We start from the raw sequence: 14,341 nt of genomic DNA, 5'->3' as shown, positions 1-14,341 counted from the left end.
CATGACCGCCGTGGTTGCCCCCGACACCGTGCACCTGCGCTCCTGGCACCCGGACGACATCGACGGACTCGGCCGGGCCGCCGCCGACATCTCACCCGACGCACTCGCCCGACGGTTCGGCGTACCCGGCGCCGGCATCCCCGACTGGTACCTGGCCCGAATCACCGAAGGCCGGGCGCAGAACACCTGGAACGCGTACGTGGCCGAGCGCGGCGGCCGCATCGTGGGCTGGGCCGAGTACGGCCTGAACGGCGACCCGCACGAGGCCGACCTCGCCGCCCTGGTCTTCGACCGATACCAGGGAAGCGGCCTCGGCCCCCGACTGGTCAAGGAAGTCGCGTCGTTGGCCCGGGCAGCCGAGGTGCGGGTGCTGCACGCCCAGATCCGGGTCGGGAACCAGGCCGCACGCAAGGCACTGCGCGCGGCGTTTGCGAACCTGCGGTACACGGGACTTCAGGACGGACAGTGGCACTACGTCATGCACCTGCCGGACGCCCCGACCTGAACGACACACGGCCGAACAACCGACGCCCGGCCGGCGACGGTGAGCCGACCGCCCGCACCGCCGGGGCGGGCGTGGCCGGGTGCTTGTGGCGCACAACGGCCCGGGCCGCACCGAGGAGGACGCGGTCGAGCGGCTGCGGGTCGTTCCCGGACCGTGGCCACGAAGACGAGCGCGGTGCGGGTGGGTACGGCGGCGATGTTCAGGTAGGCGGTGTGGCCTTCGCCGGCCTGGAGGCACCCGCGCAGGCCCTGGCCCGGTTCCCGGCGCGCGACCGGCGAACGCGCCCGCGAGCCGCCGCGGCCGGCCGCCTAGTTCACCTGTCCGAAAACGGCTCGGCCTTCGGCGGCGGCCGCAACATAGAAGAGGGCGATGTCGAGAAAGCGGATCCAGCCTTCGTCGGCGAGCCCGGCGGCAACGCGCGCGACCTCCTCCGGGGTCAGGAGGAAGGCGGTCCCGTCTCCCGGGTCGAGCACCTCACCGGCGCCGCCCCCGTCGCCGACCGCCCGGGCCAGGGCCGGATACACCGCCGTCCAGTCGGCCGTCCCCTCCTCGACCTCGGCCCGGCCCTCGGCAACACCGCACAGGGAGCGGTAGTCCTCACCGTGCGCGTCACCGTCCCCGCCCCGCCCGCGCGTGCCGAGCAACTCGCCCACCGGATCGGCACGTTCCCGCAGTTCGCCGAGCAGCGCAGGCTCGATCTTCACCAACGTCAACCAGCTGGACACGGCTCCGGCACCTCTCGACGATGGGTCCGTCCTACGCCCCCGTTCAGGCGTACGGAACGTACCGCCCCGCGCCGACAAGGACCACACCGAGGCGTCTCTGACCAGGCACGACGACGATCGGGTACGAACGCCCACTCCGGCTCCGCCGACGCCTTCGGCGTGTTTCGGTCGGGGTCAGTCGACGTCCGGCATGAGTGGTGGGCCGTGTTCCTCGATGGCGAGGGCCACGGTGCGCAGGAGGGCGGCCAAGTGGCCCAGTTCCTCCTTGGCCAGGGGGGCGAGCAAGGCGGCCTCGGCCTCCCGCTGGTCGTCGATCACCGCCGCCCAGGTCTGTGCCCCTCGGGGGGTGAGGCCGACGAGCAGGCTGCGGCGATCCTCCGTCGTGTGCTCACGGGTGATCAGGCCCGCCGCCTGCATGCGGTCGAGGCGGTGGGTGAGGGTCGCGGGATGCACGCCGAGTCCCTGGGCGAGGCGGGTGGGTGCCATTCGGTAGGGCCGCCCCGCCGAGCGCAGGCGCCACAGGATCTCGTACTCCCACAGCTTCAGGCCGTGCCGCGCCAGCGCCGCCTCCTTTCGGTGCCGCAGATGCGATACGAGCTTCTGCATGCGGGTGACGGCACCTTCCAAGTCCGGCTCCAGGCCCGGGACTTCGTGCCCCCAGCGGGCGATGTGCCGATCGATCGAGTCCCCTGGCCGGGCCGATTCCGCCGCCGAATGCCGTGCTGTCACGGCGTCACCCCATCTTCCGGAAACTATGGATTCAAATATTTTGAAATCATAGTACTGTCCCGGAGCATGTCGAACTTCACCCTCGCCGGCCGCATCGACGAACACGTCGTCGACAGCGCGCTGCTACACGGCAATCCCCTCGACGACCCGACCCGACGCCCGCTGTGGGTCTACACCCCACCCGGGTACGACGACGCGCCCCGACGCCGCTACCCCGTCACGTATCTGCTGCTCGGCTACGCGGGAACGCTCCCGGTCTGGGGCAACCGCACGGCCTTTCGCAAGCCGGTCCCCGAACTCGCCGACGAGATCTTCGCCCGCGGCCAGGCACCCGGGATGCTGCTGGTCTTCGTGGACGCCTGGACCAGGTACGGAGGCAGCCAGTTCATCGACTCACCCGGCACCGGCCGCTACCACTCCTACCTGTGCGAGGAGATCGTGCCGTACGTCGACGCCCACTACCGCACGCTCCCCTCGCGCGACCACCGAGCCATCGCGGGCAAGTCCAGCGGCGGACTCGGTGCCGCGATCACCTCGATGCTCCGCCCGGATCTGTTCGGCGCCTTCGCCACCCACTCCGGCGACTCGCTGTCCGAGGCCCAGTACCAGCCGCACTTCCTCATGGCGGCCCGCCAACTGCGGGCCTACGACGGCGACATCCTCCGCTGGTGGGACGACTTCCGCTCGCGGGTCGCCTTCACCAAGCCGGAGGACCTGAACCTCCTGGAGATCCTCGGCGTCTCCGCCTGCTTCTCCCCGGGCCCCGACGGCTCCCCCACCCTGCCGTTCGATCCCCGCACCGGGGCGCTGCGCGAGCACGAGTGGCGGCGCTGGCTGGCCTGGGATCCGGTCCGGATGGCCGGCGCGCACGCCGACGCCCTCCGCTCCCAGCGCGGCATCCGGATCGACGCCGGCACCCACGACGAGTGGTTCCTCGACCTGGGCGCACTCGCCTTCCGCGATGCGCTGGCCGCAGTCGAAGTGCCGGACGACGTCGTGCACTTCGAGTTGTTCGAGGGCGGCCACCACGCCGTCGAATACCGGATGCCGCCCGCCCTCGCCTGGTTGGCGCACCGCATCGCCGACCGACCGTGACCTCCCGGGCCGGAGCGGGCCCCGTCCCGGCAGCACGTACCCCCGCCGATTACCCACCTCCGGCGCATGCCTGCGCCTCCGCCAGGTAGCGCGCCACCGGGCCCAGGGTCAGCATGCCGGAGGCGGCGCCCGCGTGTTCCGCACGGGCATCGTGCAGGACGGTCGCGGCGTGCGCGGCGATGCGGCGTTCGCCCAGGCGTACGGCGGCGCGGGCGGTCAGGCACCACAGCGCCTCCTGCAGGTGGTCACCCGGGGGTTCGGGCAGCGCGGCCAGGGCGGCCCGGGCCTGCTCGCACCGGTCCCGGGCGAGCAGTACCAGGGGTTGGGCCCAGGGGCGGTACGGACCCCAGTCCAGGTGCGGGTCGGTGGGCGCGGGTCGATCGTGCAGCAGGCGCAGCCCCAGGAGGGCGAGCGGGAACAGGCCGCGGTGCAGCCCCGGCATGCCGGCCGTCCGCAGGGCGTCCTCGGCGGCGCGGTAGTGCGCCGCGGCCGTGGCGGCGCTCGGTCCGCCGGGTTCGGTGCTGCGGGCGGCCGTGACCCGGGCCCGGAACCACGCGGTGAGGACGAGGACGAGGGGCGCCTCGGTGCCGGCGGCGAGCCGTTCGGCGGCCTCGGCGTGCGCGGTCGCAGCGTCGAGGTCGCCGAGGGACGAGGCCGATTGCAGGCGGACGAGTCGGCCGAGTACGGCGAAGTTCGGCAACTCGTGCCGGGTGGCCAGGTCCAGGATCTCGACGCCGATCCGGTCTCGTACCGCCGCGAGCCCGGGGCGGGTGAAGGACTGTAGGAACACCCCGTCGAGAGCGAACGCCAACAGCGCGGGATCGGCCAGGTCCCTTGCCGACGCCTCGGCCTGCCGGGCCGCCTGCCGCGCGCGCTGCAGTTCGGGCGCGGACAACTCGGCACTGCGGCTCTCCACGGCGACCGTGGCCAGGAGTCGGGCGATCAGGTCGGCGGGGCCGTCGGGGCCGAGCGCGGTGAGCGTGCGCTCGGCGGCCGCGACGACGGCGCGGGACTGCTCGGGGTCGTCGGCGCGGGTCCAGATGGCGGGCACGTCGTAGGCGCCGATGACCCGGGCGGTCAGCGCGAGGTCTCCCGTGCGTTCCGCCGCCCGGATGGCCGCGAGGCGGTCGCGCCGCGAGTGCACGAGGGCGTCGCCGCCGGCCAGGGCGAGGGTACGGGCCAGATCCACGGTGGTGCGCGGGCCGAGCCGGACACCGGGACCGGTCCACCCGTCCGGTGCGCCCTCGCGGGACACGGCCCCGGTGAGGATGTCCGTCTCCAGCCGCCGCAGGTCCGCGCCGGGGTCGAGCCCGAGTTGCTCGACGAGCATCGCGCGGGCGCGGCGCAGGGTGGCCAGCGCGTCGGCCCGGCGCCCCGCGCGGTCCAGCGCGCGGGCAAGCAGCCCCCAGGCCGGCTCGCGCCACGGGTGTTCGGCGACGTGGGCACCCAGTTCGGCGACGAGGTCGGCTCCCTGCCCGGAGTCGAGGAGGATCCGGGCGCGCAGTTCCACCCCCGCCAACCTCAGCTCCTCCAGCCGGGTCCGCTCGCGCTGCGCCCACGCGGAGCCGGGCACGTCGGCGTAGGCGGGCCCGCGCCAGTCCGCGAGTGCCGCGCCGAGCTCGGTCACCGCGTCGGGGTCGCGTCGGGCGCGGGCCAGGGTGTCCTGGAACCGATGGGCGTCCACGTCCTCGCGGGGCAGGCGCAGCGCGTAGCCGGGACCTTCGGTGACCAGTACGCGCGGCGGGTCGCGGGGCGGCCGGTCGGGTTCGAGGGCGCGGCGCAGCGCGGCGACGAAGGTACGCAAGGCACCCACGGCGCGGGCCGGCGGATCGGTCCACAGGTCGTCGACGAGGGTGTCGGTGGCGACCATGCGTCCCTCGGCGGCGACGAGCCGGGCGAGTACCTCGCGGTGCCGTGGTCCCCCCAGGTCGACCGGGCTGCCGTCGTCGCGGAGGGCTCGCACGGCACCGAGCACGTCGATTCGCATGCCCTCATCCTCGGTGCCGGCGGTCGACCGAGGCCAGCCGTACTGATCGACTGCTGATCGACGTCGTACAGGCTGATCCGGTCGCTCCCCCCAACCCGAACGGATGGCCTTTCATGACGCTCACCATTCCCGGCTTCGATCTCCTGCGCCTGCCCGGTGCCAACGGGGTGCGGTCGGCCGTCGCCGTCGGCGGCAGTGGCAGCCCGGTCGTGTTGTTGCACGGTTTCCCGCAGACCCACCTGATGTGGCGACACGTCGCCGAGCGGCTCGCCGACGAGCACACGGTGATCTGCCCCGACCTGCGGGGCTACGGCGCGAGCGACAAGCCGGCGGCCGACGACCCCGAGGTGTACGCCAAGCGCACCATGGCCGCGGACGTGGTGTCCCTGGCGGCCGCACTCGGCCACGAGCGCTTTGCCCTGGTCGGCCACGACCGGGGCGCGCTGGTCGCCTTCCGGGCGGGGTTGGACCACCCGGAGACCGTCACGCACCTGGGCATCCTCGACATCGTGCCGACGCTCGACATGTGGAACGTCCTGCGCGGCGTCCCGGCGGCGGTCGGCTACCACCTCTTCCTCATGGCGCAGCCGCCGGGCCTGCCGGAGACGATGATCGCGGGCAGTGCGGACGCCTTCCACGGCTCGTTCCTCGACGCCTGGGCGGACGACCCGACCGCCATGCCGGCGAAGGTGCGCGCCGAGTACCTGCGGGCGAGCGCCGCGGCGGTGCCGTCGATCGTCGCGGACTTCCGGGCCTCGGCCGGCATCGACGTCACGCACGACCGGGCGGACCTGGACGCCGGGTCGCAACTGGCCATGCCGGTGACGGTCGTCCAGCAGGACTGGGGCGCCCGACTGGCCTACGACGCGGCCGGGCTGTGGCGAGCCTGGGCCCCGGACCTGGACCACCGCCTGACCCGGGCGGGCCACTTCATGGCCGAGGAGGCCCCCGACGAGATCACCGCGGCGATCCGGGATCTGCTGGCCCGCTGAGTTTCCGGAGGTCGGCCGGGGGTGCGTCAAAGGACGTCGGGTGCCCGGTGCGGGGTGAGGCGGCCGATCGGGACGTGCGTGGGCCGTTCCTGCCGGCCGCGCTCGGTGGACCGCCGCGATGCGGCGCGACGGTCGCCGAATCGGCCCGCCGGTGTGCCCGAGGGTGGCCGCGGGTTTCCGTCCGGAACCGGGGCACCCTTACAACCGGATGGACGCATCGTCGTTCGCCCGGACGAGTGGACATGTGGGGGAACAGGGGGTCGACACCCGGGTCTTCGGTCGGCCGTGGCAACGGTCACAGTGTCGATGCCTTGGGTCTTCTTCTGACGCATTGCCGGTTGCGGGGTGTTCCGCTTCGACGGGAAGCTGACGGCCCGTCGGATTGCACCCTGATCACCAGGAAACCGGGGAACAGGCGTCCGTTACACGTGTTGTGCCGTTCGCGGCCACACCCTTCACGGAGGTGGGATGTCCACCCAGCAACAGCCCCTCGACAGCGCCGAGGTCGACGCGGCGGTCCCGGTTCCCGGCGAACAGGTCGACCGGCTCAAGGCGAACTCCGTCGGCCTGCTGGGCGTCGTCTTCATGGCGGTCGCCACCGCCGCCCCCATCACCGCGATGACCGGCAACCTGCCGATCATCGCCGGCTCGGGCAACGGCATCGGCGCCCCCGCCGCCTACCTCTTCGCCACCCTCGTACTGACCGTCTTCTCCGTCGGTTACGTCGCGATGGCCAAGCACATCACGGCGGCCGGGGCGTTCTACGGCTTCATCTCGCACGGCCTGGGGCGCGTCGCGGGCATGGCGTCGGGCCTGCTCGCGGTCCTGGCGTACGTCGTCTTCGAAGCCTCGATCATCGGCTTCTTCGCCGCTTCGTTCAAGCAGCTCGCGAGCGACCAATGGGGGCTCGACCTGCATTGGGGCTACTACGCGATGTTCGGGCTCGTGGTCATCGCGGCGATGGCGTTCTTCGACATACACCTCACGGCCAAGTTCCTCGGCGTCGCGCTCGTCCTGGAGATCGCGGTGCTCGCCGTCGTCTCCTTCGCGGTGCTGTTCACCGGCGGCGGCCCGGACGGGATCATCGGCGAGGCGGTCAACCCGCTCAAGGCGTTCGACGGGGTCAACGGCAGCATGGGCGCGGCCGGACTCGGGCTGTTCTTCGCCTTCTGGTCCTGGGTCGGCTTCGAGTCGACGGCGATGTACGGGGAGGAATCCCGCGACCCGAAGAAGGTGGTTCCCCGTGCCACCCTGATCTCGGTGGTCGGCGTCGGCCTGTTCTACATCTTCGTGTCCTGGATGATGGTCTCCGCGGCCGGCAAGTCCGGTCTGGCCGATGCGGCTTCGAAGGGCACGCTGTTCTTCGCGCCGCTGGGCGAGCACTTCGGCGACACCTCGGTCAAGATCTTCCAATGGCTGGTCGTCACCGGCTCCTTCGCCTGTGCGATGGCCTTCCACCAATGTGCCTCGCGCTACCTCTACGCGATCGGCCGTGAGGGCTTCATCCATCCCGCGCTCGGCCGGACGCACCCCAGGCACGGTTCGCCGTACATCGCGTCCTTCGTCCAGTCCGTCATCGCGATCATCCTCGTGGCGGCGTTCATCGTCGCGGACATGGACCCGTCGGTGCACCTCTACGGCCTGCTCGCGCTGCTGGGCACGATGGCGATCCTGATCGTCCAGACGTTGTGCTCCTTCTCCGTCGTCGGCTACTTCCACGTGCAGCACAGACACCCGGAAACCAAACACTGGTTCAACACCCTCACCGCGCCGATCGCCGGCGGCCTCGCGATGGGCGTGGTGGTCGGACTGCTCGTCTACAACATGGACACCGCGGCCGGCGCGGCGGCGGACACCCTGCTCTTCGAACTGATCCCCTACATCGTCGGCGGCTTCTTCCTCGCCGGCATCGCCCTCGCCCTCTACATGAAGCACCGACGCCCGGAACGCTACGAGCAGATGGGCCGCATCATCCTGGACGACGCAGCCGAACGCTGAGCCCCGCCCGTCCCACCGGCCCCCGGGCCGTACGTACTTCCCATCCGGTTCCGCGTACAACCCGGGGGCTTCGCCATGCCCGGAACATCCGGCCTCCGGGCCGGGCAACCGACCTCTCGCCAAGGAGCATCACGATGAGCCGAACCCGTGCCATGGCCGCCCTGCAGGGCATGGCCGCCGACCACCGGGCCGCAGCGGCCCTGCGCATGCCCGTCGGCGAGCTCCGGGAGATCCGCGCCGAGGCCGCCGCGGACCCGACCGGACCGAGCCGGCGTACCTTGATCAAGCGCGCCGGCGTGGTGGGTCTGGGCCTGGGCCTGGCCGGCGCCGGGATGTCCCGGCCGGCGATCGCCGGCGAAACCGCCGCGAGACCGCCGGTGAACCCCGGCCGGGTGGTCGTCGTCGGCGCCGGCATCGCCGGCCTGACGGCAGCGCTGACCCTGGCCGACGCCGGGGTGAAGTGCACGGTCTACGAGGCCAATCCCACCCGTATCGGCGGGCGGATGTACTCGCAACAGACCTACTGGGGCGGCGGCCAGACCTCGGAGATCGGCGGCGAGCTGATCGACACCGGGCACAAGAAGATGCTCGAACTGTGCCGTCGATTCGGGCTGACCACCGTGGACTTCGCCGGCTCCGGGCCCAACGGCGCCGTCGAGACCCTGTGGTTCGACAACACCTACTACCCGCGTGCGCAGGCCGACGAGGACTTCAAGGCGATGTATCAGGCGGTCCGCCGGGACTACCAGGAGTGCGGCGACGTCACCTGGAACCGAACCACCCCCGCCGGCACCACGATCTCGAACACGACCCTGCGGGACTGGATCGACTCTCGTACGCCGGGCGGCTCCTCGTCGAAGCTCGGCCGGTTCCTCGACGTGGCCTACACCGTCGAATACGGCGCGGAGACCGTGGACCAGTCCGCCTACGCCGCCGTGTGCATGCTCGGCTGGCAGTCGAACCCGGGGCACTTCAACATCTGGGGCGGCTCCAACGAGCGGTACCACGTCGTCGGCGGGAACGACCAGGTGCCGCACGCCATCAACGCCGCGCTCCCGCCCGGCACCGTGCGGATGGGACACCGGCTGGTCGCCGTCCGGGCGAACGGCGACGGCACCCAGACGCTCACCTTCGACAACGACGGCACCACGACGACGGTGACGGCCGACCACACGATCCTGGCGGTGCCGCTGCCGATCCTCCAGGGCCTCGATCTGACCCGGGCGAACTTCGACCCGCCGATGACGAACCTGCTCCGCGCCGCGCGCATGGGCCACGTCTCGAAGCTCAACATGCAGTTCGCCAAGCGCACCTGGCTCGGGGCGAACGGCAACGGCCTGGGACCCTGGCCGGGCGTGGCCGCCGGGGACGCCTTCACCGACCTGCCTTTCCAGCAGACCTGGGACACCACCAAGGGCCAGCCGGGCGGTAAGGGCGTGCTCATCCAGTACGGCGGCGGCACCCGCGCCTCCGGTCTCCACCCGGCCGGCCCGTTCAACACCGCCGAGCAGGACGCCTACGTCGCGAACCTGGCCGGCACCTACCTGGGGCAGATCGACAACCTCTTCCCCGGCACGAAGGCCCAGTGGACCGGCAAGGCCCAGCTCTCCTCGTGGACCAACAACCCGTACTCGCTGGGTGCCTACTCGTACTGGCCGGTCGGCTACCTGCACCGCCATGCGGGCTACGAGGGCACCCGCCAGGGCAACATACACATCTCCGGCGAGCACACGTCGTACGACTTCCAGGGCTTCATGGAAGGCGGCGCGACCGAGGGCGAGCGGGCGGCGAAGGAGGTCCTGGGGCAGAGCTGACCCGGGTCTTCGGCACCGGGTGCGGCCCCTACGGCCGCGCTCGGTGCCGAACGGGCCGATGCCGTCGTCCCGTTGCGCGGTGGTGCTCCCGGGCACCGACTACGGACGGGGCCACGGGTTGGGCCGGCACGTGGCGCCGCCGGTGACCAGGGTCAGGGTCTGCTGCATCATGACCGGTGCGGGGGCGCCGGATCGGGCACACGTCTCGTGCAGGTGACCGAGGCGATGACCGACCTCGTGGTTGATCAACATGCGTCGGTAGTTCGCCAGATCGTCGCCGTAGGTGGCGGATCCCGTCCCCCAGCGCCACGCGTTGAGCATCACCCGGCGGGTGGAGGCGACATTGCAGGAAACCCGTTGCTCACCGGTATCCAAACCGTCCTTCGCACACCACGAATTGACCGTTCCCGTACTGGCCACGGTCACGGTGAACGAAGACGCACCCGAACTCACGCGCTCCAGGCCGATCGTGCCGTCGCCACCCCAACTGCGCGCGTCGTTGAGCGTCTCGTGCACCGCGCGGGCGAGGTTTCGCCCGTCGAGTTCGAGGCCCTTCTCGACCTGAACGCGGTAACGCAGCACCCGATCCCCGCCCTTGGCCGCGTCATGACCCGGCACGGTGCGGAATTGCCCGCCGAGCGCGAGATCGGCCGGTATCTCCGACCGCGCGGCAAGCCACTGGTCGTACGGCCGCGTATCCGCCACGCCGGTGAAGTACTCCTCGCCCTCCTTGTCCCCCGGTTGGCAACCGGCCGTCGCGAAGAGCAGGGCCGAAACCAGAACGGCCGGCGAGAGAGTTCCGCGTACCCGGTTCACGATCGATCCGACTCCCCGTCGTCTCCTGGTTCAGACATCCGTCGATCACCGAAGGCGAGCCGCTGCTCTCGTCCGGGACGAGCAATATTCTCTCGTACCCACCGATGCCGCTCGCGAGCGGGGGACGCGACGGCGCAGGCGGACTCGGCAGTCGTTCCGCGGCGACGGCTGCGGCAGGGGTCGCGACACGGTGCAGGAGATCGCGCGGATTGCCGACCGGTGCGAAGGGAAAGCGTCGACGGCATCGAAAAGGGCACAGTTTTCGAGTGCGGGAAAAGTCTTCCAATGGCGCGAGCCGGAACGCCGTTGACATCGTGGAAAGTACACGATTCACTCCGACGAATGGGTCCGCACACACGTTGCGACCACTGGGCCAACCACCTTTGTAGCGTTGGGAATTGCCCTCTCCTTGGCATGGCCCGCGTGCGTTTTCTGCGTTCCCGGATGAAGGGAGACTCTTCCGTGAAGCCCGAAAAATCGCTGCTGCGTTCCACCACCCGAGTCGGCACCCCCGATCCGTTCGGCGCCGCCATCTCGCTGCGCCGCGAGGCCCGCCGCCGCGGCCTGCCCGCCGCCGAACTCGCGGGCACCATCGCCGAGAACACCGAGCGCCGCCGCGAGCGCGCGGCGCAGGAAGGGCCCGTCCTGAACCGGCGTCGACTCCTCGGCGCGGCCGGCATGGTGGCGGCGGTGTCCGCGCTCCCCGGCGGACTGCTCTCGCCCTCGGCTGCGTCGGCGGCGGGCGACCCGCGCGTGGTCGTGGTCGGCGCCGGACTGGCGGGCCTGCGCTGCGCGCACCGGCTCTGGACCGGACCGGAGCGCATCGCGTCGACCGTGTACGAGGCGGACACCACGCACGTCGGCGGGCGGTGCTGGACCCTGAGGAACTACTTCAGGGACGGCCAGGTCAGCGAGCACGGCGGCTCGTTCATCAGCACGGAGGATGTCGAACTCCTCGCGCTGGCACAGCGTTTCGGCATCGAGACCGAGATCCACCACGGCGGCGGCCTGTACACCGGCGACTACCGGGCGTGGATCGACCACGCGAGGTACACCACCTACATCGAGGACCTGGAACCGTTCCTGCCCGCGGTCGACGCGGACTTCGCGAACATGGGTTCGCCGAGCTACCGGAACTCCACCCCCACCGCACGCCGACTGGACCGGATGTCCTTCCTCGACTACATGAGCAGCATCGGCATCGACCCGCGTTCGCCGCTCGGCCGGATGATCCAGACCCGCCAACTCGAAAGCGGCGGCGAAGGATCCGACGTGTCCGCGCTGAGCTTCGTCGGCTTCTACGGTTCCGGCGCCACCCTCGCCAAGGCGTCCGCCTCGGACGAGGGCGGCTTCGACGAGCTGTACCACCTCAAGGGCGGCAACGACCAGGTGGTCGCCGGCATGGTGCACGAACTGCCGGCCGGCTCGGTCCAACAGGGCTACGAGCTGGTCGCGGTCCGACGCAACGGCACCGGCAGCTACACGTGTACGTTCGACAACTGCGGCCGGCTCGTCGATGTCGTGGCCGACCACGTGGTGCTGGCCCTGCCGTTCCGCACGCTGCGCGACGTGGACCTGTCCCGGGCCGGTCTGACCTCGCTCAAGCGCACCGCCATCGCACAGCAGGGCATGGGCCACCACGCGAAGCTGGTGCTCCAGTTGAACCGCAAGACCTGGCCCGCCGCCGGCAGCAACGGCATCACCAACACCGGCCCGGACGGCTACCAGACCGCGTGGGACGGCTCGGTCGAGCGCGGCGACGACGGCGCGCCCGCGCTCCTGGTGAACTTCCCCGGCGGCCGCACCGCCGACCGGCGCTACACCGGTGCCGCCCACGGTCCCGCGCCGGCCGCGGACGTCCGGTTCCTGCTCGATCAGATCGAGAACCTGCTGCCCGGCACCCGCGCCGCGTACAACGGCCTGGCCTGGGAGGACCAGTGGTCACGCGACCCGTGGCACTACGGCGCGTACCACTACTACAGGATCGGACAGCGCACCACGTTCGGCGGGTACGAGGCCGCGCAGGAAGGCAATGTGCACTTCGCCGGCGAACACACCAGCGACTACGGCGCGACGCTGAACGCCGCGGTGGTGTCCGGCGAACGCGCGGCGGGCGAGATCCTGGCCCGGATCTGATCGGTGCCGACCCCACTCGGCCGACGGCACCCCGGCGGACCGGGGCGCCGAAGTCGCCGGCAGGTCACCCGAGACGGCGCGACCCGCTCAGCCGGCCGGCGGCGCGGGCACGTCCAGCACCCGCCCGATGCTCGTGGCGAGCAGTCCGGGCGGGTCGATCTCCGGGTCGTAGAGCCGTTGTTGTTGCAACCCTTCGCACAGCGCCAGGAGCCACACCGCCTCCTGCTCCGGGCCGCGTCCCGGGGCCAACTCCCCCCGGGCGGCCAGGTGTTCGAAGATGGTGGTGAAGTACCGGCGGCTCACCGCGAAGTGCTTCTCGAAGTAGGCGTGTGCGGGATGGCCGGGGGCGACCGCCTCGCCGGACAGGACGGAGAACAGCTCGCGCAGCCCCGGCGTCTCGTAGGCCACGCGCCGGGACGCCTCGACCACGGCGCTCAACCGGCCGGGCAGCCCGGTATCGCCGGCGACGGCGCCCAGGCTGATCGTCAGATAGTCCTGGCGGGCGAGGACCGCGTGCAGCAACTCGTCCTTGCCGTCGAAGTGGTAGAGCAACGTCGAGTGGGAGATTCCGACCGCCTTGGCGACCTCGCGCATGCTGATGCCGTGGAAGCCGCGCGCGCCGAACAACGCGGTCGCGGCGTCGAGGATGCGGGCGCGGCGCTCCCGGCCCGAGGCATAGCCGGTGCGCCGGTCGAATTCCTCGGCGTCACGTGCCACGAGTTCGTCGAGGGTCCAGCGCGGTGGCGCGGCGGGGGCGGTGTTCGCCGCGTGCTCGGGCCCGAGCCCGTGCAGGTAGCGTTCCAGGCACGCGGCGACGTCGATTCCGGACGGGTCGTAGAGCGCGAGCAATTGCAGGCCCTCCCAGCCTGCGACCACCCGATCGGCTTCGGCGCGCAGCCCGCCGGCCGGGACGGCGGTACTCAGCATCTGCTCGGTCCACGCGCGGAGTTCGCGGTAGCGGCGGCCCATCCGCGCATGTGCCGGGTGGTCGGCCCGAGTCGCCTCGCCCCCCAGTGCGGTGACGAGGTCCGGGTACCCCGCGACGGCGGCGTTGCGGCGGGCGGCCGCGACGATGCGGTCCGGGCCGGGCGGCTCGGCGGGGGTCCCGGCCTCCGGTTCGGCAGCCGGCCCGTCGCCGAGCAGGGGCGGCGGCGGTCCGGCGATCGGCCCGCCGGGCGCCCGGGCCGCCCCTTCGTAGCGGTCGAGCAGCGCGTCGAGCAGTTCCTCCTTCGAGGCGAAGTAGCGCAACAGGCCCGGGTGCGACAGGCCGGCCGCCTTCGCGATCTCCCGCAGCGACGGGGAGCCGAAGCCGGACTCGCGGAACAACCCGTCCGCGGCGTCGAGGATCTGCGCGCGGCGGGACAACCCGGTCGCGTAGTGACGCGCGGCCTTGCGGACAGCCATTGCACACCCTCTTGGCAGGCGACGGGCGGCAAAGCTATCAAGCCGCGCAGGCTGCCCCGCATCCCCACCCCTTAATTTAGACCAAGTGGTAGCACTTGTCGTCACGACTGCGGTACAAGTAGTCGACCGACCACTCGTAG

11 protein-coding genes are annotated in these 14,341 nt (G+C 71.6%); 6 read left to right on the top strand and 5 right to left on the bottom strand.

Annotated elements, in window-relative coordinates; translation table 11 throughout:
* The first annotated feature begins 1 nt into the window (after position 1).
* Positions 2-505, top strand: a complete 504-nt coding sequence (locus ACH4U8_RS12580) for a GNAT family N-acetyltransferase (RefSeq protein WP_395777442.1) — start codon at positions 2-4, stop codon at positions 503-505.
* A gap of 308 nt (positions 506-813) precedes the next feature.
* Here the strand turns inward: ACH4U8_RS12580 and ACH4U8_RS12575 are convergent, their stop codons facing one another.
* Both ACH4U8_RS12575 and ACH4U8_RS12570 read right to left on the bottom strand, forming a co-directional pair.
* The gene (locus ACH4U8_RS12575) at positions 814-1,230 is read right to left on the bottom strand and encodes a hypothetical protein (protein ID WP_395777440.1); all 417 of its coding nucleotides are present in this window, start codon (positions 1,228-1,230) and stop codon (positions 814-816) included.
* Between the two features lie 174 nt (positions 1,231-1,404).
* Positions 1,405-1,836, bottom strand: a complete 432-nt coding sequence (locus tag ACH4U8_RS12570) for a MarR family winged helix-turn-helix transcriptional regulator (protein ID WP_395777438.1) — start codon at positions 1,834-1,836, stop codon at positions 1,405-1,407.
* A 189-nt stretch (positions 1,837-2,025) separates the two neighbouring features.
* Between ACH4U8_RS12570 and ACH4U8_RS12565 the strand changes: the two genes are divergently transcribed.
* Positions 2,026-3,054: an alpha/beta hydrolase-fold protein gene (locus ACH4U8_RS12565; RefSeq protein ID WP_360307114.1), complete on the top strand. Its 1,029-nt coding sequence runs from the start codon at positions 2,026-2,028 to the stop codon at positions 3,052-3,054.
* Between the two features lie 49 nt (positions 3,055-3,103).
* Here ACH4U8_RS12565 and ACH4U8_RS12560 read toward each other — a convergent pair whose 3' ends face one another.
* On the bottom strand, positions 3,104-5,041 hold the full coding sequence (locus tag ACH4U8_RS12560) for a BTAD domain-containing putative transcriptional regulator (RefSeq protein ID WP_395777436.1): 1,938 nt from the start codon (positions 5,039-5,041) through the stop codon (positions 3,104-3,106).
* A 113-nt stretch (positions 5,042-5,154) separates the two neighbouring features.
* On the opposite strand from ACH4U8_RS12560, the gene ACH4U8_RS12555 reads away from it, so the two are divergent.
* The 3 genes from ACH4U8_RS12555 (at position 5,155) to ACH4U8_RS12545 (ending at position 9,845) form a co-directional block, all read left to right on the top strand.
* On the top strand, positions 5,155-6,033 hold the full coding sequence (locus ACH4U8_RS12555; protein ID WP_395777434.1) for an alpha/beta fold hydrolase: 879 nt from the start codon (positions 5,155-5,157) through the stop codon (positions 6,031-6,033).
* A gap of 468 nt (positions 6,034-6,501) precedes the next feature.
* A complete protein-coding gene (locus tag ACH4U8_RS12550; RefSeq protein WP_395777432.1) occupies positions 6,502-8,031 on the top strand; it encodes an APC family permease in 1,530 nt (509 codons plus the stop codon).
* A 134-nt stretch (positions 8,032-8,165) separates the two neighbouring features.
* Positions 8,166-9,845: an FAD-dependent oxidoreductase gene (locus ACH4U8_RS12545; protein WP_395777430.1), complete on the top strand. Its 1,680-nt coding sequence runs from the start codon at positions 8,166-8,168 to the stop codon at positions 9,843-9,845.
* A gap of 99 nt (positions 9,846-9,944) precedes the next feature.
* On the opposite strand, the gene ACH4U8_RS12540 is transcribed toward ACH4U8_RS12545, so the two are convergent.
* The gene (locus ACH4U8_RS12540; protein ID WP_395777428.1) at positions 9,945-10,661 is read right to left on the bottom strand and encodes a DUF3152 domain-containing protein; all 717 of its coding nucleotides are present in this window, start codon (positions 10,659-10,661) and stop codon (positions 9,945-9,947) included.
* Positions 10,662-11,123: 462 nt separating this feature from the next.
* On the opposite strand from ACH4U8_RS12540, the gene ACH4U8_RS12535 reads away from it, so the two are divergent.
* Positions 11,124-12,797 carry a flavin monoamine oxidase family protein gene (locus ACH4U8_RS12535; RefSeq protein ID WP_395777426.1) on the top strand — a complete coding sequence of 558 codons (1,674 nt, stop codon included), beginning with the start codon at positions 11,124-11,126 and terminating at the stop codon, positions 12,795-12,797.
* 87 nt (positions 12,798-12,884) lie between these two features.
* On the opposite strand, the gene ACH4U8_RS12530 is transcribed toward ACH4U8_RS12535, so the two are convergent.
* Positions 12,885-14,201: a TetR/AcrR family transcriptional regulator gene (locus ACH4U8_RS12530; protein WP_395777424.1), complete on the bottom strand. Its 1,317-nt coding sequence runs from the start codon at positions 14,199-14,201 to the stop codon at positions 12,885-12,887.
* Between the last annotated feature and the right edge of the window lie 140 nt (positions 14,202-14,341).

It is taken from the genome of Embleya sp. NPDC020886, assembly GCF_044333915.1.
In the GTDB taxonomy this organism is placed as follows: Bacteria; Actinomycetota; Actinomycetes; order Streptomycetales; family Streptomycetaceae; genus Embleya.
This window is presented reverse-complemented; position numbering and strand designations above follow the sequence as displayed.

What these genes read in the sequence shown, in the direction of transcription:
- ACH4U8_RS12580 (WP_395777442.1), top strand. Translation starts at nt 2, where the DNA reads ATGACCGCCGTGGTTGCCCCCGACACCGTGCACCTGCGCTCCTGGCAC.
- ACH4U8_RS12570 (WP_395777438.1), bottom strand. Translation starts at nt 1,836, where the DNA reads ATGCAGAAGCTCGTATCGCATCTGCGGCACCGAAAGGAGGCGGCGCTG.
- ACH4U8_RS12565 (WP_360307114.1), top strand. Translation starts at nt 2,026, where the DNA reads ATGTCGAACTTCACCCTCGCCGGCCGCATCGACGAACACGTCGTCGAC.
- ACH4U8_RS12560 (WP_395777436.1), bottom strand. Translation starts at nt 5,041, where the DNA reads ATGCGAATCGACGTGCTCGGTGCCGTGCGAGCCCTCCGCGACGACGGC.
- ACH4U8_RS12555 (WP_395777434.1), top strand. Translation starts at nt 5,155, where the DNA reads ATGACGCTCACCATTCCCGGCTTCGATCTCCTGCGCCTGCCCGGTGCC.
- ACH4U8_RS12550 (WP_395777432.1), top strand. Translation starts at nt 6,502, where the DNA reads ATGTCCACCCAGCAACAGCCCCTCGACAGCGCCGAGGTCGACGCGGCG.
- ACH4U8_RS12545 (WP_395777430.1), top strand. Translation starts at nt 8,166, where the DNA reads ATGAGCCGAACCCGTGCCATGGCCGCCCTGCAGGGCATGGCCGCCGAC.
- ACH4U8_RS12530 (WP_395777424.1), bottom strand. Translation starts at nt 14,201, where the DNA reads ATGGCTGTCCGCAAGGCCGCGCGTCACTACGCGACCGGGTTGTCCCGC.